Annotated in this window: 20 protein-coding genes and 4 pseudogenes; 12 read left to right on the top strand and 12 right to left on the bottom strand. The window is 68.6% G+C overall.

Annotated features, from left to right (window positions below; translation table 11 throughout):
- The first annotated feature begins 380 nt into the window (after positions 1-380).
- From ACIPEK_RS31710 to ACIPEK_RS31695, 4 genes and pseudogenes are all read left to right on the top strand, one after another.
- On the top strand, positions 381-1,016 hold the full coding sequence (locus ACIPEK_RS31710) for a hypothetical protein (protein WP_402003100.1): 636 nt from the start codon (positions 381-383) through the stop codon (positions 1,014-1,016).
- On the top strand, positions 965-1,459 hold the full coding sequence (locus ACIPEK_RS31705; RefSeq protein WP_402003097.1) for a hypothetical protein: 495 nt from the start codon (positions 965-967) through the stop codon (positions 1,457-1,459). The genes ACIPEK_RS31710 and ACIPEK_RS31705 overlap by 52 nt, the downstream gene beginning before the upstream one ends.
- A 290-nt stretch (positions 1,460-1,749) precedes the next feature.
- A pseudogene (locus ACIPEK_RS31700) lies at positions 1,750-1,990 on the top strand (transposase); the annotation flags it as partial.
- Positions 1,991-2,164: 174 nt separating this feature from the next.
- Positions 2,165-3,043: a chitosanase gene (locus ACIPEK_RS31695; protein ID WP_402003295.1), complete on the top strand. Its 879-nt coding sequence runs from the start codon at positions 2,165-2,167 to the stop codon at positions 3,041-3,043.
- Between the two features lie 94 nt (positions 3,044-3,137).
- Here ACIPEK_RS31695 and ACIPEK_RS31690 read toward each other — a convergent pair whose 3' ends face one another.
- The 7 genes from ACIPEK_RS31690 to ACIPEK_RS31660 all read right to left on the bottom strand — a co-directional run bounded on the left by ACIPEK_RS31690 (position 3,138) and on the right by ACIPEK_RS31660 (position 10,214).
- On the bottom strand, positions 3,138-4,598 hold the full coding sequence (locus ACIPEK_RS31690; protein ID WP_402003094.1) for a nucleobase:cation symporter-2 family protein: 1,461 nt from the start codon (positions 4,596-4,598) through the stop codon (positions 3,138-3,140).
- 245 nt (positions 4,599-4,843) lie between these two features.
- Positions 4,844-6,241 carry an 8-oxoguanine deaminase gene (locus ACIPEK_RS31685; RefSeq protein ID WP_402003091.1) on the bottom strand — a complete coding sequence of 466 codons (1,398 nt, stop codon included), beginning with the start codon at positions 6,239-6,241 and terminating at the stop codon, positions 4,844-4,846.
- A gap of 42 nt (positions 6,242-6,283) precedes the next feature.
- Positions 6,284-7,681, bottom strand: coding sequence for a nucleobase:cation symporter-2 family protein (locus ACIPEK_RS31680; RefSeq protein WP_402003088.1), 1,398 nt, complete (start codon positions 7,679-7,681; stop codon positions 6,284-6,286).
- Between the two features lie 68 nt (positions 7,682-7,749).
- Positions 7,750-8,706, bottom strand: coding sequence for a factor-independent urate hydroxylase (gene pucL, locus ACIPEK_RS31675; RefSeq protein ID WP_402003085.1), 957 nt, complete (start codon positions 8,704-8,706; stop codon positions 7,750-7,752).
- A gap of 7 nt (positions 8,707-8,713) precedes the next feature.
- The gene (gene uraH, locus ACIPEK_RS31670; protein WP_402003082.1) at positions 8,714-9,103 is read right to left on the bottom strand and encodes a hydroxyisourate hydrolase; all 390 of its coding nucleotides are present in this window, start codon (positions 9,101-9,103) and stop codon (positions 8,714-8,716) included.
- Complete coding sequence (gene uraD, locus ACIPEK_RS31665) at positions 9,103-9,615, bottom strand: 2-oxo-4-hydroxy-4-carboxy-5-ureidoimidazoline decarboxylase (protein ID WP_402003079.1); 513 nt, start codon at positions 9,613-9,615, stop codon at positions 9,103-9,105. Before uraD ends, uraH begins: the two co-directional genes overlap by 1 nt.
- A 380-nt stretch (positions 9,616-9,995) precedes the next feature.
- Positions 9,996-10,214 carry a hypothetical protein gene (locus ACIPEK_RS31660; RefSeq protein WP_402003076.1) on the bottom strand — a complete coding sequence of 73 codons (219 nt, stop codon included), beginning with the start codon at positions 10,212-10,214 and terminating at the stop codon, positions 9,996-9,998.
- 99 nt (positions 10,215-10,313) lie between these two features.
- On the opposite strand from ACIPEK_RS31660, the pseudogene ACIPEK_RS31655 reads away from it, so the two are divergent.
- The 4 genes and pseudogenes from ACIPEK_RS31655 to ACIPEK_RS31640 all read left to right on the top strand — a co-directional run.
- Positions 10,314-10,487, top strand: a pseudogene (locus tag ACIPEK_RS31655) (helix-turn-helix domain-containing protein); the annotation flags it as partial.
- Positions 10,488-10,790: 303 nt separating this feature from the next.
- Entirely contained in the window at positions 10,791-11,339 is a 549-nt protein-coding gene (locus ACIPEK_RS31650; RefSeq protein WP_402003293.1) for a flavoprotein, read from the top strand.
- Between the two features lie 9 nt (positions 11,340-11,348).
- On the top strand, positions 11,349-11,522 hold the full coding sequence (locus ACIPEK_RS31645) for a hypothetical protein (protein ID WP_376277004.1): 174 nt from the start codon (positions 11,349-11,351) through the stop codon (positions 11,520-11,522).
- Between the two features lie 765 nt (positions 11,523-12,287).
- Positions 12,288-12,497, top strand: a complete 210-nt coding sequence (locus ACIPEK_RS31640; RefSeq protein WP_402003073.1) for a hypothetical protein — start codon at positions 12,288-12,290, stop codon at positions 12,495-12,497.
- Between the two features lie 61 nt (positions 12,498-12,558).
- Here ACIPEK_RS31640 and ACIPEK_RS31635 read toward each other — a convergent pair whose 3' ends face one another.
- The 3 genes from ACIPEK_RS31635 to ACIPEK_RS31625 form a co-directional block, all read right to left on the bottom strand.
- Positions 12,559-12,927, bottom strand: coding sequence for a helix-turn-helix domain-containing protein (locus ACIPEK_RS31635; protein ID WP_402003071.1), 369 nt, complete (start codon positions 12,925-12,927; stop codon positions 12,559-12,561).
- Positions 12,924-13,175: a hypothetical protein gene (locus ACIPEK_RS31630; protein WP_383079988.1), complete on the bottom strand. Its 252-nt coding sequence runs from the start codon at positions 13,173-13,175 to the stop codon at positions 12,924-12,926. The genes ACIPEK_RS31635 and ACIPEK_RS31630 overlap by 4 nt, the downstream gene beginning before the upstream one ends.
- A 98-nt stretch (positions 13,176-13,273) precedes the next feature.
- Positions 13,274-14,470 carry a lactonase family protein gene (locus ACIPEK_RS31625; RefSeq protein ID WP_402003067.1) on the bottom strand — a complete coding sequence of 399 codons (1,197 nt, stop codon included), beginning with the start codon at positions 14,468-14,470 and terminating at the stop codon, positions 13,274-13,276.
- Positions 14,471-14,694: 224 nt separating this feature from the next.
- Here ACIPEK_RS31625 and ACIPEK_RS31620 point away from each other — a divergent pair, with 224 nt between their 5' ends.
- The 4 genes and pseudogenes from ACIPEK_RS31620 (at position 14,695) to ACIPEK_RS31605 (ending at position 20,397) form a co-directional block, all read left to right on the top strand.
- On the top strand, positions 14,695-15,534 hold the full coding sequence (locus tag ACIPEK_RS31620) for a TIM barrel protein (protein ID WP_402003064.1): 840 nt from the start codon (positions 14,695-14,697) through the stop codon (positions 15,532-15,534).
- 47 nt (positions 15,535-15,581) lie between these two features.
- On the top strand, positions 15,582-16,481 hold the full coding sequence (locus tag ACIPEK_RS31615) for a 2-hydroxy-3-oxopropionate reductase (protein WP_402003061.1): 900 nt from the start codon (positions 15,582-15,584) through the stop codon (positions 16,479-16,481).
- Between the two features lie 230 nt (positions 16,482-16,711).
- The gene (locus ACIPEK_RS31610; RefSeq protein WP_402003058.1) at positions 16,712-18,169 is read left to right on the top strand and encodes a catalase; all 1,458 of its coding nucleotides are present in this window, start codon (positions 16,712-16,714) and stop codon (positions 18,167-18,169) included.
- A gap of 456 nt (positions 18,170-18,625) precedes the next feature.
- Positions 18,626-20,397, top strand: a pseudogene (locus ACIPEK_RS31605) (recombinase family protein).
- 465 nt (positions 20,398-20,862) lie between these two features.
- Here the strand turns inward: ACIPEK_RS31605 and ACIPEK_RS31600 are convergent.
- Together ACIPEK_RS31600 and ACIPEK_RS31595 are read right to left on the bottom strand one after the other, a co-directional pair.
- Positions 20,863-21,411: a GNAT family N-acetyltransferase gene (locus ACIPEK_RS31600; RefSeq protein WP_402003055.1), complete on the bottom strand. Its 549-nt coding sequence runs from the start codon at positions 21,409-21,411 to the stop codon at positions 20,863-20,865.
- A 228-nt stretch (positions 21,412-21,639) separates the two neighbouring features.
- Positions 21,640-22,056 (bottom strand): annotated as a pseudogene (locus ACIPEK_RS31595) (transposase); the annotation flags it as partial.

Genomic DNA, 22,056 nt, shown 5'->3' with positions numbered 1-22,056 from the left:
CGTCGGAGTGCAGGGCGAACTCGTACGGGTGCGGGCGCAGCCGCATCGGGTCGAGCGCCCGCCGAGCGGCCTCGTTCATCCGGGGGTCGGTGAGGTCCTGGAAGTCCCTCATAGAACAGGGCGGTCAGGCCTCGCCGGTCCTCGTCGCCGAGCTTGCTGGCCCCATTGGGCTCGGCCAGGACCTGTTCGCGACCAGGTCCCAGTCGCCACCCACCGGCGCCCATCGGCCGGGCCCGGGTGCTGGTCGTGGGCAAGGGCGAGCCGGCACGAAAGCAGCCGAACAGATCAGCGACTGCACTGTTACAGTCCGCTTGCCCCGAGTGCGGGGACACGACGGAAAACAGAATGAGGGGCCCACAGTTGCGCATACGACCGAGACGGTGATCGCGGCGATCGGAGTGGGGCTCGCGCTCGCTCTGGCGCCGATCACGGGGACCGCGGCGGCGCAGGAGACGGGCACCATGGCCGTCACCAACATGGACTTCACCCCGTCCGCAGTGGACGCGACGCCTGGCGGCAAGACCGTCACGCTCCGCTGGACGATGACGGATACCACCCCGGAAGCCGACGGCATGAGCGCCCGGGTCTACCTGCGCCGCCAGGGCGCGACGGCCGGCACGTACCTGGGCGTGCCGCTGGTCGGGACCTATGACGTGGGCTCCTCCGGCCAGGACATCACCATGGTGCCCGGTTCGACGCCTCAGGAGGCCACTTACGAGTGGACCCTGGCCGTTCCGCAGTACGCGGCCGGGACGTCGGTCACCTGGGCCGTCACCCGCGTAGAGGCCTGGGACACCCAAGGCATTTCGCTCGACTGGGACGCCGCCCAACTGGGCGCTTTCCACAACACGTTCGAGGCGAAGACGAGGGCGGGGTCGCGTCGGCGGTCGTGGACACCAACAGCGTCAACGGCTGCCGGCAGACCTCCACCACGGCGACGACCTCGGCGGACGGAACCGTCTCGGTGGACTACGACGTGCCGCGGCAGGTCTTCACCTGCCGCATCACCGGTGTGATCATCACGGACAACGCCGGGAACGTCGCCCTGTACGGCTCGGAGTTCGGCGCACCGGAGACCGGCCTGACGATCACTTCGGCACCCGACACGGTACTGCCCGAGATCGACCAGGCCACGCTCTCGCCCGCCACCATCCCGGCAACGGAACACTCCACCGACATCCGCCTCACCGTGAACGTCTCGGGCACCACCGCGGGTGTCAACGGTTTCGACGTCTACCTGATCGACTCCTCGGGACAGTGGATCCCGGCCGCGTCCGGCGGTGCCTCACTGACCTTCAGCGGCGCGTTGACCCTCTCCTTCCCACTCCCCTCCGACGTGACCCCCGGGACGTGCACCATCGCCCTGCGCCTGTCCGACCAGGCGCGCAAGTCCTCGTCCTTCGGTTTCCCGAACGGCACCCCGATGCCGGGTGGCCCGGTGACTTTGACAGTCACCTAGGCGCCCCGGAGCCCATGCAGACCGCCCAGCATCGTCGGTCTGCACGGCGGCTTCACGCCGAACAATGATCGCCCCGCACCGGGACTGGGCTCCGGCCCCCTCCCGATGCGGGACGAAGGCGCCATGGCATCGCCGTCACTGCCCCGCGGAGCGCCCCTGGGCCCCGGTCGTGTCCTGGGAAGTGGTGTACGGGTTGGACCTGATCCGGGGGTTTGCTCCGGCTTTGAGCGCAGAACATGAACACCCCACAGGCTCGACATCACGGACATGCACGCAACGTGTCATCGCGGTGGAAAGAGCGTTGCAAGATGCGCGCCGGCGTCGAAGGCGCAATTTCCCAGGGCGTTCGACGCCGCGGCCTACGCAGATCCCCACCGCGGGCTCGCCGAGACCAGCCTCCGGCACCAGCTCACCGGAGCAGCGATCAGCCTCGCCCGCATCGACGCCCGCCTCACCGACACACCCCGAGCCCGCACCCGCACCCGCCGCTTCGCGGCACTTCGCCCCGCCGATCAAACGACCGACGGGGCGGGGCAGGCCCCGAATCAACCAACAACGTCCACCTTCCGCGCGGCGCGGGGCCCGCCTGCGCCCTGGGCACGTCCCCAACTCCCTTGCGTCGAAGGGGTGTACGGCACTCACTCCACTCTGATAGGAAAGCTTCCTAACAGACCGATGGAACGACGAACTCCCCTTGGAGGACTGGTGCACACTCCCCACACACGCACCGCACGTCGCAACACCCGCTCCGTGCGCATCGCGGTCATCGCGGTCGGATTGACCCTCACGGCGATACCCGTCGCGGCCTATGCCGGTACCCCCACGCACCCGGCGGTACATCAGCAGGCGGCGGTGGTTCAGCACGCCGCCGCCGCGACCGGGCTCGACGATCCGGCGAAGAAGGAAATCGCCATGCAGCTGGTCTCCAGTGCGGAGAACTCCTCACTCAACTGGAAGGCCCAGTACAAGTACATCGAGGACATCGACGACGGCCGCGGCTACACCGCGGGCATCATCGGCTTCTGTTCCGGCACCGGCGACATGCTCGACCTCGTCGAGCTGTACACCCAGCGCAAGCCGGGCAACGTCCTCGCGAAGTACCTCCCCGCGCTGCGGAAGGTGAACGGCACCGACTCGCACAGCGGTCTCGACCCGAACTTCAAGAAGGACTGGGCGACCGCCGCGTCCGACTCGGCGTTCAAGCAGGCCCAGAACGACGAGCGGGACCGGGTGTACTTCAACCCGGCGGTCAGCCAGGGCAAGGCCGACGGCATCGGCACACTGGGCCAGTTCGCGTACTACGACGCCATCGTCATGCACGGCGACGGCGGCGACAGCACCAGCTTCAGCTCCATCCGCAAGCGGGCCCTCACCAAGGCGAAGCCGCCGGCCCAGGGCGGCAATGAGGTCACGTACCTCAACGCCTTCCTGGACGCCCGGGTCTGGGCGATGCAGCAGGAGGAGGCCCACTCCGACACCAGCCGGGTGGACACCGCCCAGCGGGTCTTCCTGAAGAAGGGCAATCTGAACCTGGATCCGCCGCTCGACTGGAAGGTGTACGGCGACAGCTACCACATCGGCTGACCTGGTACGGCTGTGGCGCGTACGGCAGCACCCCACGAGGGGTCGCCGTACGCGCCACAACGCCGTTCCGGACGGAGCCGGGGGTACCTCCGGGTCAGTGCGCGGCCGCCGGGGCCGCGGCTGCCGGGCTCCGCTCCTGCTCGCGCTCCTGCCCCGACGGATCCGGATCCGGTTTCCTGCCCAGGTGGTTGAAGACCAGGTTGAGCGCGATCGCCACGACGCATCCGGTCGAGATACCGGAGTCCAGCACGACCAGCAGATCCTCCGGGAACGCGTGGTAGAAGTCCGGGGCGGCGATCGGGATCAGTCCGACGCCCACGGCCGCTGCCACGATCAGCGCGTTCTCGCCCTTCTCCAGCGCGGCGGTCGCCAGCGTCTGGATGCCGCTCGCGGCGACCGAACCGAAGAGAACGATGCCGGCGCCGCCGAGGACGGGCAGCGGGACGAGCGCGATGACGGACGCGGCGACGGGAACCAGCCCGAGCACGATCAGGATGCCGCCGCCGGCGGCCACCACGAAGCGGCTGCGGACCTTGGTCATCGCGACCAGCCCGATGTTCTGGGCGAAGGCGCTGCACATGAAGCCGTTGAAGAGCGGGCTGATGGCGCTGCCCAGGGTGTCGGCGCGCAGGCCGCCCTCGATGGTCCGTTCGTCCGCCGGCCGGCCGACGATCTTCCCGAGAGCCAGCATGTCCGCGGTGGACTCGGTCATACAGACCAGCATCACGATGCACATGGAGACGATCGCGGCGATCTCGAACTGCGGTGCCCCGAAGTGGAACGGCGTCGGAAAGCCGATCAGTTCGGCGTCCTTGATGGCGCCGAAGTCGGTGATGCCTACCGGGATCGCGATCAGTGTGCCGATGACCAGCCCGAGCAGAATGGCGATCTGCTGGAGGAAGCCGCGCAGCAGCTTGCGCAGGGCGAGGACGATCAGCAGCGTGACCGCGGCCATGGTGATGTTGGTCATCGAGCCGTAGTCGTCGGCCGTGGCGTTGCCGCCCTGGGACCATCTGAAGGCGACCGGCAGCAGCGAGACACCTATCAGGGTGATCACGGTGCCGGTGACGACGGGCGGGAAGAAGCGGACCAGTTTGCAGAAATACGGGGCGAGCAGGAAGCCGAGCAGGCCCGCCACGATGATCGCGCCGAAGATGACGGCTATGCCGTCGTGTCCACGGTCCTTTCCTATCGCCACCATCGGGGTGACCCCGGCGAACGAGACGCCGTTGACGAACGGCAGCCGGGCGCCGATGCGCCAGAAGCCGAGGGTCTGGAGCAAGGTGGCGAGGCCCGCGGTGAAGAGGCTCGCCCCCATCAGGAAGGCGGTCTCCTTGGGTGTGAGGCCCACGGCGGGCCCCACGATCATCGGCGGCGCCACCACGCCCGCGTACATCGCGGCCACGTGCTGGAGGCCGCTGGTGAACATCTTCAGCGGGGGGAGCGTTTCGTCGACCGGGTGTTTCCGGTCTGCCGAAGCCGATTCGGGGATGAGGTGCGGGTCGGCATCGGGTGCTGCGTCTGCGTCGTTGCGAAACCTGGGCGTAGCTGCCACGGCGGTTCCTCCGGTCGGGTACACGTCTGCGGTGACGTGGGTGTCAGGGAGGTGGTGCAAGTGGTGCGTCGGTGCAGGTGGGGGCAGGTCTTGCAGCTGGTGCGGGCAGCTTTGTCCAGCGGTGCCGGGGCGCGTACGTGCGTACGCGCCCCCGCACCGTTGCCGTGGACCCCGCTCGGGTCCACGGCGGCCGGCCGAGGGCCGTCCCCCTCGGCCGGCCGGTATCGGGGGGGTGCCCCGGAGCGTCAGACTCCGGCGGCGATATGTGCGAGGCGGCGGGCCTCGTCGCGGGTGGCGCGAGCGATGGCGTCCTCGTCCGCGGTGATCAGGTGGTTGCCCTCGACAACCGGCTTGCCGTTGACGAGGGAGAGGGTGACGGGGGCCGCGGCGCCGAAGACGAGTGCGGTCACCGGATCGGCGATGGACGCGTGGGCGAGGGTGTCCAGCTTCCAGAGCACCAGGTCGGCGAGCTTGCCGGGCTCCAGGGAGCCGATCTGGTCGGCGCGGCCGAGTACCTGGGCGCCGCCGTACGTTCCCAGGCGCAGGGTCTGACGGGCATTCAGGGCCTTTTCCCGGTGGGCACCGAGGCGGTTGATGAGGAGGGCGTTGCGCAGTTCGGTGTGGAGTTCGCCGGACTCGTTGGAGGCGGTGCCGTCGACGCCGAGGCCGACCGGGACGCCCGCGGCGAGCATGTCGGGCACCCGGGCGATGCCCGCGGCGAGCCGGGCGTTGGACGAGGGGCAGTGCGCCACGCCCGTTCCGGTGCGGGCGAAGGCGGCGATGTCGGAGTCGTTCATATGGACGCAGTGCGCCATCCATACGTCGTCGCCGAGCCAGCCGGTCGACTCGAAGTAGTCGGTCGGGCCCATCCCGAACAGCTCGTGGCAGAACTTCTCCTCCTCCACGGTCTCCGATCCGTGGGTGTGCATGCGCACCCCCTTGCGACGGGCCAGCTCGGCGCCCTGTCGCAGCAGTTCGGTGGAGATGGAGAACGGGGAGCAGGGTGCGACGGCGACCTGGGTCATCGCGTCGAACGAGGCGTCGTGGTGCGCGTCGACGGTCGCCTCGGTTCCGGCGAGCGCACCGTCGAGGGTCTCCACGGCGAAGTCCGGCGGCAGCCCGCCGTCCTTCACGCTGCGGTCCATGGAGCCGCGGGCGAGGGTGAACCGTACGCCCATGTCCCGGGCGGCCCCGATGATGGCGCCGGACAGATCGCCGGTCCCCCGCGGGTAGACGTAGTGGTGGTCCATGGCGGTGGTGACGCCGCCGCGCGCCATCATGGCGAGCGAACCCTGCGCGGCGGCGCGGACCATCGGCTCGTCGATGCGCGCCCACGTCGGGTACAGCGCGACCAGCCAGTCGAACAGGTTGTGGTCGGTGGCGAGGCCGCGGGTGATCCACTGGTAGAAGTGGTGGTGCGTGTTGATCAGACCGGGGGTGACCAGATGCCCGGTGCCGTCGATGCGGCGTACGACGTTCTGCAGGCCCTGGGGGGCCCGGCCCGCGCCGACGGATTCGATGCGATTGCCCGCGACGACGACATGGCCCGAGGCGTACTCGGTGTCGTCGGCGTCGACGGTCGCGATCGAACAGTTCTCGATGACGATGCGTTCCACGTGCTCAGGAGCTGCCGATGCTGCCATGGTGCTTCCTCTTCTTTCCGGCGGTGTGGGCACGGCAGGACCCTAGGAGGATTTGAGTGCCACAGCCTGGCGGCCATGGGTGCCGAGATGGTGGAAGAACAGATTGAGCAGGACCGCGACGAGCGCTCCGGCGCTGATGCCGGAGCCCAGGACGGTCTGGGCCCAGGACGGGAATCCCGCGTAGAAGCCGGGCGCGGCGAGCGGGATGATGCCCGCCCCGAGCGCCACGGCGACCAGGATGATGTTGGAGCTGTCGTCGAGTCCGGCCTCGGAGAGCGTACGGATGCCGCTCACTGCGATCGAGCCGAACAGAACGATGCCGGCGCCGCCGAGCACGGGCATCGGCACGAGGGAGACGACCGCGCCGAGCACCGGGAAGGCGCCCAGGACCAGCAACGCACCGCCTGCGGCCGCGACGACATAGCGGCTGCGCACCTTTGTGAGTGACACCACGCCGACGTTCTGCGCGAAGGCGCTCGTCGGGAAGCCGCCGAAGACCGGGCCGAGCAGGGTGGCGATGCCGTCGGTACGCAGTCCTCGGGTGATGGTCCGGCCGTCGGTGCGCCGGCCGCAGATCTCGCCGAGCGCCAGCATTCCGGCACAGGACTCGGTCATCAGGACGAGCGTGACGATGCAGAGCGAGAGGATCGCGGCGGGCCGGAACTCTGGGGCACCGAAGGCGAAGGGGGTGGGCAGGGCGGCGACCGGTGCGGCCTTCAGCGTGGAGAAGTCGGCGAGCCCGAACGGGATCGCGGCCAGAGTGCCGATCAACATGCCTATCAACAGGGCGACTTGCTTGAGAAACCCGCGTCCGAAACGCTGGATCAGCAGAATGACGACAAGTGTGAAAGTGGCCAGCGCGAGGTACTTCATCGCGCCGAAGTCAGCGGCGTTCTTGTCGCCGCCCTGCGCCCAGGAGACCGGGACGGGCATCAGGGTGACGCCGATGAGGGTGATGACGACGCCGGTGACCAGCGGCGGGAAGAATCGGAGCAGCCGGCCGAAGAACGGTCCGACGGCCAGGCAGAAGACTCCGGCGACGGTCACCGCCCCGTAGATCGCGGGGAGTTGGTGACCTGGTGCGGTGGTCTCGGCGATGGCGAGCATCGGAGCGATTCCGGCGGAGGAGGCGGCGTTGACGAACGGCAACCGGTTCCCGGCGAAGGCACCGATGCCGAGGGTCTGCAGGACGGTGGTGCATCCCGCGATCAGGAGGCTCGCCGCGATCAGCCGGGTCATGCCCGCCGGGTCGAGGCCGACGGCCTGGCCGATGATGAGCGGAGGGGTGACGACGCCTGCGTACATGGCGGCGATGTGCTGGAGCGCGGCGGGGACGAGCCGCGAGGGGCGGAGCTTTTCGTCCACCGGGTGGACCGAGGTCTCCGGCAGGGTGGGACATGGGCCTTCTGCTTCTGCCGGCCCGAGTACAGGCTGTGCCATGGAAATTCCCTCCGGTCCGGCCGGTCCCCGCCCGGCTGCGTGCGGGCGGGGACCGGATCGGCGCCGCGTCAGAGGTTGGTCATGTCGACCGGGATCTGCGGCTCGATACCGTCCCGCAGCACGGTGGCCTCGATCAGGCCGTACGGGCGGTCCGCCGCGAAGTAGACAGCGCCGTCATCGGTATCGTTCTTGAGCCCGAACGGCTCCAGGTCCACCAGGAAGTGATGGTTGTTCGGCAGGGAGAAGCGGATCTCATCGATCTCGCTGCGGCTGTTGATCACCCGCGAACCCATCTGGTACAGGGTCTGCTGCAGCGAGAGGGAGTACGTTTCGGCGAAGGCCTGCAGGATGTGCTTCCTGGCCTGCACGTACGACTTCTCCCAGTTGGGCATCCGATCGGCGTCGCTGGTCCAGTTGTAACGCCAGGCGGCGGAGACGTCGGTGCACAGGATGCGGTCGTACGCTTCCTTGAGCGTCGTGTACTTGTCCTTGACGTAACCCCAGAACTCCGAGTTGGTGGAGTTCATGACCGTGAGGTCCTTGAGGCCGGAGATGATCTCCCACTTCTCACCGTCGAAGGTGATCTGTGCAGTGCGCAGCTCCTGGCCCTTGCGGACGAAGGAGTGGTTGACCTCGTCCGAACCGATGAACCTCGAGTTGTTGTCCGAGGTCGCGATGCGCTCCCAGGAGTACTCCTGGATCCGGATGCGCGCCACCTTGATCGGTTCCTGCGACGTCACGAAGTGGCGGGCGAGGTGGATACCGAACTGTTCTGCCGACTCGATGCCGTGTTCCTTGGCGAACGCGTACACCGTGTTCTTGGTGGTGTCGGTCGGCAGGACGTGGGCGTTGGAGCCGGAGTAGTGGACATCGTCCATGTCTCCGGAGAGGGCGATGGAGACATTCAGGTCCTTGATGCGGTGGGTGTCGCCGTCCCGTGTGATCCTGACGACGCGGTTCTCTGCTTTGCCGTACTGGTTCTGGCCGAGGATCACAGGGCGGGGGCGGTGGGAATCGGCGGTCATGTCGGTGCTAGCTCCCTCGGTATACGGAGTAGCCGAACGGGTTGAGCAGCAGCGGTACGTGATAGTGCTCGCCCGGCCTGACGGCGAAAGTGATCGCCACCTCCGGGAAGAACGCACCGCTGTCCCTTGCGCGGGGGGCGTCCTGCTGCGCCTCGGCTTGCTTCTTGGAGAAGTACGCCTCGACCTCGAAGTCGAGTCGTACGTGAGTTGTGCCTTCCGGCAGGGCCGGCAGGTCCTTGCACCGCCCGTCCGCGTCGGTCGCGGAGCCGCCGAGCGCCACCCAGGCGGCTTCCGGGCCCGAGCGGGCCGCGAGCGAGACGGCGACACCCTCGGCGGGGCGCCCGACGCTGGTGTCCAGGATGTGCGTGGACACCGATGCGGTGGTTTCGGTGCTCATCAGTCCTTGTCCTCTTCCACGAGACGGGTCAGCCGGATTCGGTTGATCTTCCCGAGTTCGGTGCGCACGATGTCGCGCTCCTGCTCGGGAGAGTTCCCGATCCGGGACTTCACCGCGTCGCGCATCTGCTCACCGGTGGTTCCGGTGGCGCAGGTCAGGAAGACATGTCCGAACCGCTCCTGGTAGGCCAGGTTCAGTTCGAGCATCTCGGCCTTGAGTTCCTCGGTGGCGTCCGCCATCCCCCGCTGTTCGCGGGAGGAGGTCAGGTCTCCGGGCTTCGGGCGGCCGATCGGCGGGTGACCGGCCATCGCATCGGCCAGATCCTCCGGGGTCAGCGCGGCCGTGGCGGCGTCACCGGCAAGGAGAAGGGCTTGTGCGGTGGCGTACGGGCGTAGGGAGAGGATCGCTCTTCCCCATGCCGCACTGGCACACACCTCGTGCAACGCGGTGGTGGCCTCGTCGTCCGCCAGGGTGTTGAACCGGGCGAGGCCCGGTGTGGAGCTCGAAGTCACGGGAGCCTCCGTGGCTGTGTTCGCTGTGCGTCTCTTCGCGTCGCGTCGGTCGGGCTGCGGATAGCTAACGCCCTCCACAACACCACGTCAACACTTTGTTGAAATTACGCGAATGCAAAAGGCCGCCGCCCGATGCTCCGGACGACGGCCAAGTCGTTCTTGCGAACACATGTTCGGTTTATCGTCCTGACAGCACGGCCCCGCCCAGACCTCGGTGTCCAGGACATGCACGCCGAGCCGGTCGCGGATGATCCCAGCACTCACCGCACCAGTGGTGAGCGGCTTCTTGCACCAGATGCGGGCGCGGCCCATGGACTGGTCCCAGGTCAGCGTCCCCGGATTGGGAAGTGGCCGGGAAGCCGGTCCCTCAACTAAGGCCGTCATGGCGCCTGCTCCGCTTCACGGGCGGCGCAGGCGGCGGCGTCCGAGCAGGCCCGCGGGAACCACGAGTACGCGGCACCTCCCTCGGGCCGGGCCCGCTTCTCGCCGAGGTCCACGTCCTCGCCGACGGTGAGAGGTTCCCTGCACCAGACGCAGGACCATCCGCGCTGCTGCTGCTCCGTCAGTTCGCTGACTGGTGGTAAGTCCCTCACGGTCATGGCGTCCCCGGGTCTCGTTGATCTGCTGTGACTGCAAGGTAGGGCGAGGTACAACGGGGGTGGGCACGCAAAGTGCGTGCTCCGTTCGGGGAGTGCTCCATGGAGACTGGACGCATCGCCTACTGGCGAGAGCGGCGCGGCTTCACACAAGCGGACTTCGGTCGGCTGATGGGGCAAACCCGCAGGTGGGTGCAGGATCTGGAGGGCGGGCAGCGTCGGCAGGACCCGCGCCTATCAGTGCTGGTGCGCGCGGCCAAAGTCCTGCGCATCCCTCTGGAGCAGCTACTGATGGACGGGCCTCCCGAGCCGCCCCCGGCGACCACGCCACCTGTCGAGGCGCTGGCCGTCATCGACGTCCTGTACCGCAACGACGAGGACGGGGATCCCCCGCCGCTCACGGAGCTGCGGCGACGGCTCACATACTGCTGCGAGGCGTTCCAGGCCTGCCACTACGGGGCGCTCGGCCGAGAACTGCCCGCGGCAGTCCACGGTCGGCCTCGTCGCCGACGTGGTCGGGGCGACCCCGGCTCCCGGCGGGGACTCGCGCCGCCTGGCCGCGCGATGTGGACTCCCCGCATGACGAAGCGAGTTCTCTACCTCATCGCCTGCGCGGCCGGCCCGACCCAGTACATCGACTCGGGTGTCCGGCAGGCGCAGGCCCGCGGCTGGGACACCTGCCTGATCCTGACGCCGGCCGCTGCGACCTGGTGGGAGCCGCGAATGGGCGAGCTGGAGAAGTCGACCGGGCACCCGGTGCGGTCTCGGTACAAGCTCCCCTGGGAGAAAGACACGCTGCCAAAGGCCGACGCGATGCTGTTCGCGCCGCTCAGCTGCACCAGCCTGAACAAGTGGGGCGGCGGCATCTCGGACACGCTCGCAATCGGGCTCATCTCCGAGGGCGTACACATGGGGGTGCCCGCGCTGGCCATGCCTTACTTCAATCAGGCACAGGGCGCCCAGCCGGCCGTGGCCCGCAGCATCGCTGACCTCCGCAACCAAGGCGTGGTCTTCCTCGACGGGCCGGACGGGTACGAGTCGCACCCTCCGAAGCAGGGCAACCCGCAGGCCTACCCCTGGCATCTCGCCCTCGACACGGTCGGCTCGATTGTCAGTCCCACCTCGTAGCCTTCTCTCATGCCGATCACCCCTTCGCCTGCCACCCCTGTGCGCTCCCCCGCCGCAGTGAACGCGGACATCCGCGCGCTGTGGGCGGCCGGCCCGCTGTCGCCAGAGGGTGAGGCGGAGTATCAGCGGCTGCTGGTGGAGTGGGAAGCCGCGGTCCGGGCGGATGTCGTCACAGCGGCCTGACCTACGCGGCTCCGAGGGCTAACGCACGTCCGCCCCACCCGGGCGCTGTTCCGGGCGGGGCGGTCTCGTAGCTGCGTCCAGCCATAGGCGCGAATGTGATGAGTCCACGGTACTGGGCCGGTATGACAACCGGGGCGGCCCGCGGTGACGGCGGGCCACGGCCAGTGCGGCAGGAGGCGGGCGCGCAAGGTGGTCTCCACAGGAACTTGAATCCGATCAGCCGGCCTGCTGACGCGTAGCGCCTTGCTTGCGGCGCTGCGCACCGCAGTTGGCGAGCGGATTGGGGGCCTATGAACTCGCGCTATCCCACACATGACTCCGGTCCTAGACCTCTGGCTGGCCAGTTCCGCACACACCGAAGGCGCGGGGCGGGCTCCATTCGCCACTTCTTCCGTGTCCGCACGCGGCCGACAAGGGGATACGCCTGCTCGCACCTTTGTCCTGAAGGACTGTTCGTGCAGTACGCGCGCTATCAGCGCAATTCATCTGAAGGTGCGCTTTACACGTATCGCCCGGGCGCGTCGTCGCTGCCGCCGACACCATCCGAAGCGTCGGGCCCGCTGACAGCGGCCGTCCCGCAGCCGGTTCAGCGTCGACTGCCACCGGGTGCGAGCAGGCTGGCGTCCTGGTCCTGGCGGTAGTGTCGCCGCTTACGGCTGGTGACAACGCCCCTACCGGCACGTCCGGATGTGCCCGCCGTCACCCCGGGCACGCGCCCTCCCCGCCCAGCGGGCACCAGCCGCCGAGCGGGCGCACCTTGAAGACATGAGTGCCCCGATAGTCGTCGACGGTCTGTCCCGCTCCGGCGGGCGGAGGGTCACCATCAACGGGCAGATTGCCGGGTTCGCCCACGATGACCGCGACCTCGTCGAATTCCTGAGGCGGGCCGGACTCGACGACGCCTGGGATCTCCTCGACGACCCGCACTGGATTGAATGGCGCGGCCGACGGGCGCACCGGTACGAAGTGGCATGACGAAAGCCCCCGCGGATTTACGAGATTCGAGCCTTTCACCTGTGTGGATATCGCTTCCACATCAGGCGTCCTTTTCCCTGTTGAGGTAGTTGTAGACGGTGAAGCGGCTGACCCCCAGCGCACCCGCCACCGTCTCCACCCCGTGCCGCACGGAGAAGGCACCGCGTGCCTCCAGGGTTCGCACCACCGACTGCTTGGCCTTGCGGTCCAGCTCGGAGAGCGGCATGCCGTGCCGGCGCTCCATGGCGGCCAGGATGTGGTCGAGCGATTCCGAGAGCTGGGGCAGCCGGACGGCTATGACGTCCTCGCCCTCCCAGGCCAGCACGACGTCATCGGCCTGTGCCTGCTCGGGCCCGAGCAGCTCGGCGCCCATGGCGTCGACGAGCGGCTTGACCGCGGTGACGAGGGGGTGGTCCGCCGGTTCGGTCACTTCGAGTCCTCCCCGATGACGTTGACCTGGAGCGACACCCGGGTGGCACCCGATGCCAGCGCTCTGCGCAGCAAGGAGTCCACCGCGGTGAGCACCTCGTCCGCGCCTCCCTCCGCCGTGTTGCCGAAGGGGCCGACGTCCACGGCGTCCAGGTCGGCCGTCTGGATGACCTCGCGGGCCACGACCGCGTGCGCGGGCGCCTCGTCGAGATCGAAGGGCTCGGTGGTGAACTCCACTCTCAAGCGCACTGTGCCTCCCTCATGCGTTCGCCACGTCTTCGTGAACCCGCGGCTCGGGCCCGACCCTAACGGACGGGTGCCGGGGCCGTCCGGTGACGGTTTCCCCCTCAATCGCCGGCCGGGCCCGTACTCCGGTACGGGAGCACGCAGACGGCCACCGGGGCGGGGAAGGCGTCACCGGTACGGGTCAGGCCGCCGCTGCGGGCGTCGACCCGGAACACCGTCACCGTGCTCGACCTCTGGTTCGCCGCGAAGAGCAGCTTCCCGTCCGGTGAGAAGGCGATCTGCCGGGGGAAGTCGCCGCCGACGGGCACCGTGTCGAGCAGCCGCAGTACGGCGCCGTCGTCCTCGACGGCGTATCGCGTCAGGCTGTTGTGGCCCCGGTTGGCGAGGTAGGCGAACCGGCCGTCGCCGGTGACCAGGAACTGTGCGGGATAGCTGGTAGCGGCGCCGGTCCCGGTGGGCTGCGGGGCACCCGGGGACAGGGTGCCGGTGGCCGGGTCGTAGCCGCAGACGACCGCGGTGTTGTCGACCTCGCAGGCCAGATAGGCAAAGCGGCCGCCCGGGTGAAATGTGATGTGCCGCGGTCCGGCCCCGGGGCGCAGGGCCGCGTAGGAGACCTGGTCGAGCGTGCCGCGGTTCTCGTCGAGCCGGTACGTGTACACGGAGTCGTTACCCAGGTCCACGGCGAGGATGTGGTCGCCGTCCGGGGTGGTGACGATCTGGTGGGCGTGCGGCCCGTCCTGGCCGGGGCCGGGGGGTGGCGCGGTGTGGGCGACCAGGTCCGTGCGCTCCCCCAGCGAGCCGTCGCCCCGGATGGGGTGCACCACGACGCTGCCGGAGGTGTAGTTCGCGGTGAGCAGCCACCTTCCCGTGGGATGGACGCAGAGATGAGTGGGCCCCGCCCCGCCCGTGCTGCGGGTTCCCAGCACCCGGTGGCGGCCGTCCGGGGACAGGGCGACCGCCGTCACCCCGCCCCGGTCCTGCTCGTCGACTGCGTAGACGGTGGCGCTCGAGGGGTGCATGGCCAGGTACGAGGGGTTGTCGACGCCGGCGATCGCGGGGCCGGCGGAGATCGCCCCAGTGGTGGCGTCGTACGAGGCCGCGCCGATTCCCTTACCGCCGCCCTCGGCCGAGGTGTACGTACCGAGCAGCAGCTGCCAGGTGGTGCGCGGGCGCGAACCGACCGCGGGTGCGGGGTCCGGCGCAGGCCGGAAAGAGCCGGGCAGCGCGGGGGCCACGGTCAGGGCAGCACCGGCGAACAGGGCTCCGAGGACGGCGCGCCGGCTGGTGGCGTGGTTCATGCGAGGCACCTCGTGTGGGGGTCGGCTGCATCGGATGCACCAGCCACCCTGACCCGCCCCGCACCCCCGCGGCAAGCGGCGCAATTCCGGTTGCACCTTGCACAACCCGCACGAAGGCACCCGGCCGAATTCCGGGCACCCCCTTGACAGCTCCCCTAGCTCCAGGCAATCTTCCGTTACGCAGAAACTAACTTCCGCAATACGGAAGGAGCACTGAAACCCTCATGGGCTACCCGGACCAGCGCTTCGATGTGAACCTTTCGATCCTCTTCACGGAACTCCCGCTCCTGGAGCGTCCCGCGGCCGCCGCCGCGGCCGGCTTCACCGCGGTCGAGCTGTGGTGGCCATGGATCGAGACCCCCACTCCGCCGCAGGCCGAGCTCGACGCCCTCAAGAAGGCGCTCGACGACGCAGGCACCCGGTTGGTGGGGCTGAACTTCTACGCCGGACAGCTGCCCGGCCCCGACCGCGGCGCGCTCTCCGTGCCCGGCCCGGAGTCGGACCGCTTCCGCGCCAATATCGAGGTGGCGGCCGGCTTCGCCGCCTCGGTCGGCTGCAAGGCGCTCAACGCGCTCTACGGCAACCGCGTCGACGGTGTGGACCCGACCGTGCAGGACGAACTCGCCCTGGAGAACCTGGCCGTCGCCGCCCGTGCGGCCGACCGGATCGGGGCAGTCCTGCTGATCGAGACCCTCAACAAGCCGGAATCGCCGCGCTATCCCCTGGTGAGCGCGCCGGCCGGGATCGAGATCGTCGACAAGGTCAACGCGGCGACGGGGCTCGGGAACGCGAAGTTCCTGCTGGACCTGTACCACCTCTCGATGAACGGCGAGGACCTCGGCCGGGTCATCACGGCGTACGCCGGCAAGACCGGCCACGTCCAGATCGCCGACAACCCGGGGCGCGGCGCGCCCGGCACCGGCTCGCTCCCGCTGGAGCGGCTCCTCGACGAGCTGACGAAGGCCGGTTACGACGGCTGGGTCGGCCTGGAGTACAAGCCGGGCGACCGGCCGAGTGCCGAGGCCTTCGAGTGGCTCCCGGCCACCGCGCGGGCCGCCCGCTGAGGGCGGCGGACTCCCCCTCGTACACACGCTTATCGGAAGGCACCCTCATGAGCAACAACCTCCCCAAGGTTGCATGGATCGGACTCGGCATCATGGGCTCCCCCATGTCCGAGAACCTGATCAAGGCCGGGTACGACGTCACCGGTCACACCCTGGAGCAGGAGAAGACCGACCGGCTGGTCGCGGCCGGCGGCACGGGCGCGGGTTCGATCGCCGAGGCGGTCCGGGACGCCGATGTCGTCATCACGATGGTGCCCGCCTCCCCGCAGGTCGAGGCCATCGCGTACGGCCCCGACGGCATCCTGGAGAACGCGAAGCGCGGCGCGCTGCTGATCGACATGTCATCGATCACCCCGCAGACCTCCGTGGACCTCGCGAAGAACGCGAAGGACAAAGGCATCCGGGTGCTGGACGCCCCGGTGTCCGGCGGCGAGGCCGGCGCCATCGAGGCCGTGCTGTCGATCATGGTCGGCGGCGAGCAGCCCGACTTCGACGCGGCGCAGCCGATCCTCCGGGCGCTCGGCAGGACCATCGTGCTGTGCGGTCCGCACGGCTCCGGCCAGACGGTGAAGGCCGCCAACCAGCTGATCGTCGCGGTCAACATCCAGGCGTGCGCCGAAGCGGTCATCTTCCTGGAGAAGTCCGGGGTCGACCTCTGCGCCGCGCTCGACGTGCTGAACGGCGGGCTGGCCGGCTCGACCGTCCTGACCCGCAAGAAGGACAACTTCCTGAAGCGGGACTTCGCACCGGGCTTCCGGATCGACCTGCACCACAAGGACATGGGCATCGTCACCGACGCCGCCCGCAATGTCGGTGCCGCACTGCCTGTCGGCGCCGTGGTCGCGCAACTCGTCGCCTCGCTGCGCGCACAGGGCGACGGCGGCCTGGACCACTCGGCACTGCTGCGCTCGGTCGAGCGCCTGTCGGGGCAGACCGTCCGGGCCTGACCGGTCCGGCCCGTACCGGCAACCCGGATCGGCCACCCAGAGACTTCCGGATGGCGTCGGCGCCGACACCTGTCCTGTCGCGCCCAGGCGTCGGCGCCGTCCGGAACACCAGACTCCAAATTTCAACAAACTGTTGACGTCTGATTCGGCGCGTATCTACGCTCCTGGAGCCTCAAGCCGTCTCAGTTCAGCAGCTCAGCAGCTCCCGTACGGAAGGTCGCCCCGACACCATGACGCAGCGTGTGCTTACGACCGAGTCAGGCGCCCCGGTCGCCGACAACCAGAACTCCGCCACCGCCGGCGTCGGTGGCCCGATCCTCCTCCAGGACCAGCACCTGCTGGAGAAGCTTGCCCGCTTCAACCGGGAGCGCATACCGGAGCGCGTGGTCCACGCCCGCGGCTCCGGCGCGTACGGCTACTTCGAGGTGACCGACGACGTCACCGCCTTCACCCGCGCCGACTTTCTCTCCGCGGTCGGCAAGCGCACCGAGACATTCATCCGCTTCTCCACCGTGGCCGACTCGCTGGGCGGCGCCGACGCCGTCCGCGACCCGCGCGGATTCGCCCTCAAGTTCTATACGGACGAAGGCAATTACGACCTGGTCGGCAACAACACTCCGGTGTTCTTCATCAAGGACCCGATCAAGTTCCCCGACTTCATCCACTCGCAGAAGCGCGACCCTTTCACGGGCCGTCAGGAGCCGGACAACGTCTGGGACTTCTGGGCCCACGCGCCCGAGGCGACGCACCAGGTCACCTGGCTGATGGGTGACCGCGGCATCCCCGCCTCGTACCGCCACATGAACGGCTACGGCTCGCACACGTACCAGTGGACGAACGCCGAGGGCGAGGCCTTCTTCGTCAAGTACCACTTCAAGACGAACCAGGGTGTGCGCTCCCTCTCCAGCGAGCAGGCCGCCGAACTCGCGGGCAGGGACGGCAACTCGCACCAGACGGACCTGCTGCAGGCCATCGAGCGTGGAGTGAATCCGTCCTGGACGCTGCACGTGCAGGTCATGCCGGCCGCCGAGGCCGCGGACTACCGCTTCAACCCGTTCGACCTGACCAAGGTGTGGCCGCACAGCGACTACCCGCTGCAGCGGGTGGGCCGGCTGGTCCTCGACCGCAACCCGGACAATGTGTTCGCCGAGGTCGAGCAGGCCGCGTTCTCCCCGAACAACTTCGTGCCCGGCATCGGCCCGTCCCCGGACAAGATGCTCCAGGGCCGGCTTTTCGCCTACGCGGACGCGCACCGCTACCGGCTGGGCGTCAACCACACCCGGCTCCCGGTGAACGCGCCGCGCACCGCCGTCGTCGACAACTACGGCCGCGACGGGCTGCACGCCACGCGCAACGGTGCGCGCCACGACAAGAACTACGAGCCCAACTCGTACGCGGGCCCCGCCCAGACCGGCGCGGCGCTCTCCGCCCCGCTCGCGATCCACGGCTGGACCGGCACCCACGAGGCGCCCGCCCACACCAAGGACGACGACTTCTTCCAGGCGGGCGAGCTGTACCGGCTGATGTCCGAGGACGAGAAGGGCCGCCTGGCCGCCAACATCGCCGGGGGGCTGTCCCAGGTGACCCGCGACGACGTGATCGAGAAGAACCTCGCCCACTTCCACGCCGCCGATGCCGACTACGGCAAGCGCGTGGAGGAGGCCGTCCGCGCCCTGCGCGAGGACTGAGCCTCCCGTTGAACCCTGCTCGCGCCGTGTACCCGGATGAGGGGTGTCACGCGGCGCGGGCAGGACGAGGTCGCGGCGGCCGTGCGACGCCAGTGCGGTGGCGGGGGCCCGGGGTCTCCCGTCTCCTGACCTGAAGGAGACGGGGCTTTGAGCCCGATCGCCGCCGCCGCGACCCTTGTGCTGCTTCACCCGTGCCAGGGTGCGGACTGACGCCTGGGGCCTTCAAGATCGAGGACGAGCGTCGGGCCCACAACCGCCTGGGGCTTGGCAGACGGCCCGAGCGGGGGCATGGCCGCTCTCCCCGCAGCAGACCGCGGCCCGGCTCATGCCACGCAGAACTCGTTTCCTTCCGGGTCTCCCAACACTCCGTTCTAGCGGTTCTGGAGTGTCGCCGTGGGTGCATCGGTGCTGGTCAAGGGCGAGAACGTCAGGAACTCTCTGGTCCCCACAGAGGGCATGACGACTACTCGCAACCCCCTAGCCGGGACGGTGTTCCAGACCGAGACCCTTCGGGGTGTGCGGTGCGTCCGGCTCTCCGTACTCACTGACGAGACCACCAGCCCCGAGCGGCAGCGCGAAGCCGACGACAAGATTGCCGCCGAACTCGGGGTGAGCTTCGGCGAGGGTGACGGGCTCCGCGAAGCCGTGGACCTTGACGTGTCGGCGAGCAAGGTTGCCCCGTTCGACCGTCCCGCGCTCGGCTCATGGCTCGCCCGTCCGGACGAGTACGACGCGCTTGTCTGGTGGCGCTTTGACCGTGCCATCCGGTCCATGAGCGACATGCACGACCTTGCCAAGTGGGCGAAGGCTCACCGGAAGATGCTCGTTTTCGCCGAGGGAATCGGCGGGGGCAAGCTCGTCTTTGACTTCCGGAACCCGATGGACCCCACGTCCGAACTCATGATGATGATGCTTGCCTTTGCCGCTCAGGTGGAGTCGCAGAGCATCACGGACCGCGTTACCGGAGTCATGGCAGCCATGCGCCGGATGTCGCTCCGGTGGCGTGGTGGTGGTCGGCCCCCGTACGGCTACATGCCCGCCCCCATGCCCAAGGAACACGGCGGGGTCGGCTGGACGCTGGTGCCCGACCCGGACGCCGTGACGGTCATTGAGCGCATCGTTCGAGAGCTGTTGGAAGGCAAGACCGTTTCGGCAATCGCCGTGGGGCTCAATGCGGGCGGGAAGCCGAGCCCGCGCGATCACTGGGCAGTGAAGAACGGACGCAAGACCGGCGGCAAGACCGGGGGTGAGACGGGACTCACCAAAGACGCGTTCAACTGGAACCCCGCGGTCATTGCGCGGATGCTCCGCAATGAGACGTTGCTCGGCTGGAAGATGCACCGGGACAAGCCCGTCCGGGACGCCGAGGGCAACCCGATCATGCAGACGGAACAGCCGATCATGACCCGCGAAGAGTTCGACCGTATCGGCGCGGTTCTCGACTCCCGCAGCATCGACAACCGGGAACGGTCGGACACGGACGCACTGCTGTTGCGCGTGATCCACTGCGACTCTTGCGGGGCCGCATGTACCTGTCCAAGCCGACCCGCAAGAGTGCGAGCGTCAGTGACTTCTACAAGTGCAACAGCCACGCACGCGGGGACCTGTGCACGCTGCCCGCGAACGTCAAGGCTGAGTGGGTGGACGAGTACGTGACCGCCGAGTTCCTGCGGCTGGTCGGCTCCGTCCAGACGACACACGTAGTCGAGATTCCCGGCTATGACCCCGAGCCCGAGCTACGCGCCACCCTCGCCGAGTTCGCCGAGCACCAGGAACAGAAGGGGCGGCAGAAGTCCCGGCACGCTTCCGCTGCGTGGCAAGAGCGCGCGGACGCGTTGGACGCTCGTATTGCCGACTTGGAGAACCGCGAGAAGCGCGACGCACAGCGCATTGTGACCCCCACGGGCCGCACGTTCGCCGACGAGTGGGCAGCCGCAGACACAGCGAGCCGGCGAGCCATGCTCATTGAAGCCGGGGTTCGGCTGGACGTACGGCGTGGCACCCGTGGCGGGTGGCGGAAGCTGGACACGTCCCGAGTGGACTTCCACATGCGCGGAGAGCTGGACCCCGCCGCCGAAGCCGCTACCGCTACCGCTGCGGACCAGGAAGCCGAGACCCGCGACGACGCACCCCCGGCACCGGGGAGCACGGTCCGGCTCGCCGAGCCCGCCCCCGAGCTGGTCCCCGTTGCCGAGCCCGTCCCCGAGCTGGTGCCGCTCGCCGCGTGAGCCCTCGCACAAGCCCCGGCAGTCCATGTGACCGCCGGGTCTTGCCATACCCGTACGCGGACGCTCCGGGGCTCACAGAGCGGCAGCCGGACCAGCGGGCGGACCCTATGGCGATATGACGGTTAGAGGGTTGTTTTCGTATGTACATAAACAAATAGAGAGAAAACCAAATCGTCCGTCCAACCGTCATCCCGTCATGGCTCGGGGACGGGAATCCCGTGGTCCCCACACCACAGTGAGGGACCGAGCGAGCCACGTTCACCGCACGGCGGGGACGGGAATTCGGTGGTCCCCACAACACAGTGAGGGACCGGAACGGACCCCGCGCACTTCGTACGGCGGGGGCCGGGAATTCGCTGGTCCCCACAGCACAGTGAGAGCGGGTTACCGCGCACCCCACCAGCCCGGAACGGGCGTCTGAGTGCCCGACTCTCACGAACAGCTCTGCCCGTGCAACACGCACCCTCACGGGGTGGCCGCAGTGGTCGTGAGGCAGAGCTCGCCCGCCAGCAGCCCCATCGTGAACATGTCGTACCACTTGCCGTCACGGCGGAAGACCTGACGAAGACGGCCCTCCTCAACGAAGCCGACCTTCTCGTAGACCCTGCGCGCGGCATGGTTCTCGGTAACCACGGTCAGCGTTACCTTGTGGAGGCGCATGTCCTCAAAGCCGTAGCGGCAGATCGTCCGCACCGCATCGGTGGCGTATCCGCGGCCCCAATACGCCTTCTCGCCCAGGTAGATATCGAGCTTCGCGATGCCCTTCTCCGGGTCCGCGTCGTGCAGCATGATCAGGCCGATGAGCTGGCCGTCGGCCAGCGCCTCAATGCCAAGGAGCAAGTCGCCATAGGCGTTGCGGGGGCGCTCCTCCAGCCACTTGCGGACGCGCTCCACCGGCTGGGCATACGTGTCGTCCATCCACCGCATGACCTGAGGGTCGTGGTTCCAGCGCCACAGTGCGTCGGCGTCCGCGGGACCCATCGCCCGCAGTTTCACCAGTTCTCCAAGCGCCATGCTCACCGACCCCTTGTGCGTCTCGTGATCATCTTACGAATCACGAAGTGGTACCACGGTCGGGATCGCACGCTCAATCGGTTTCGGCGGTGCCGAAACCGGGTCCAGAGCAATGTTCGGAAGGAAGCGCCGGCTGTCAGGGGACCATCCCACGGTGTGGGCAGCTACCAGTTGCAGTTGGGGGAAGCCGAGGAGGTGGGACTTCTAAAACACGCCCTAGCTTGATCTTTAACCTGTGCGGCGGGGACGTGGGGTCGTTGGGTTCTTCGTCCGTCGCTTCGTGGTGTCTTTTTTGCGGACTGTGTGCACGTCGTGGCGTGGGGTTGGCCGGGTGTTCTTGCCACCGGGCGGCCGTCCGGGACCGGGGCGTGAGGATTTCGGTGCCCCGGCGGGACAGCCTGCCTTCGGGCGGAGGTGCCGGAAATCGCGGCGGACTCGGGCTGGGGTGAGCCGGTCGGGCGGGCTGGGTTTCTCCCACGGCCGGCGCAGGTCGGCCGCCAGCGGGCGGGCCAGGCGTAGTTGGGTGAACACAGCGAGGATCAGCCAGGTCCAACGGTCGGCGGCTTCCGGGGTGCGGATCTTGGGGCAGGTCCAGCCCAGGGTCTGCTTGAAGAGGCGGAAGGTGTGCTCGATGTCGAAGCGCCG

Origin of the sequence: Streptomyces sp. NPDC088246 (genome assembly GCF_044741025.1) — a bacterium.
GTDB lineage: Bacteria > Actinomycetota > Actinomycetes > Streptomycetales > Streptomycetaceae > Streptomyces.
This window is presented reverse-complemented; position numbering and strand designations above follow the sequence as displayed.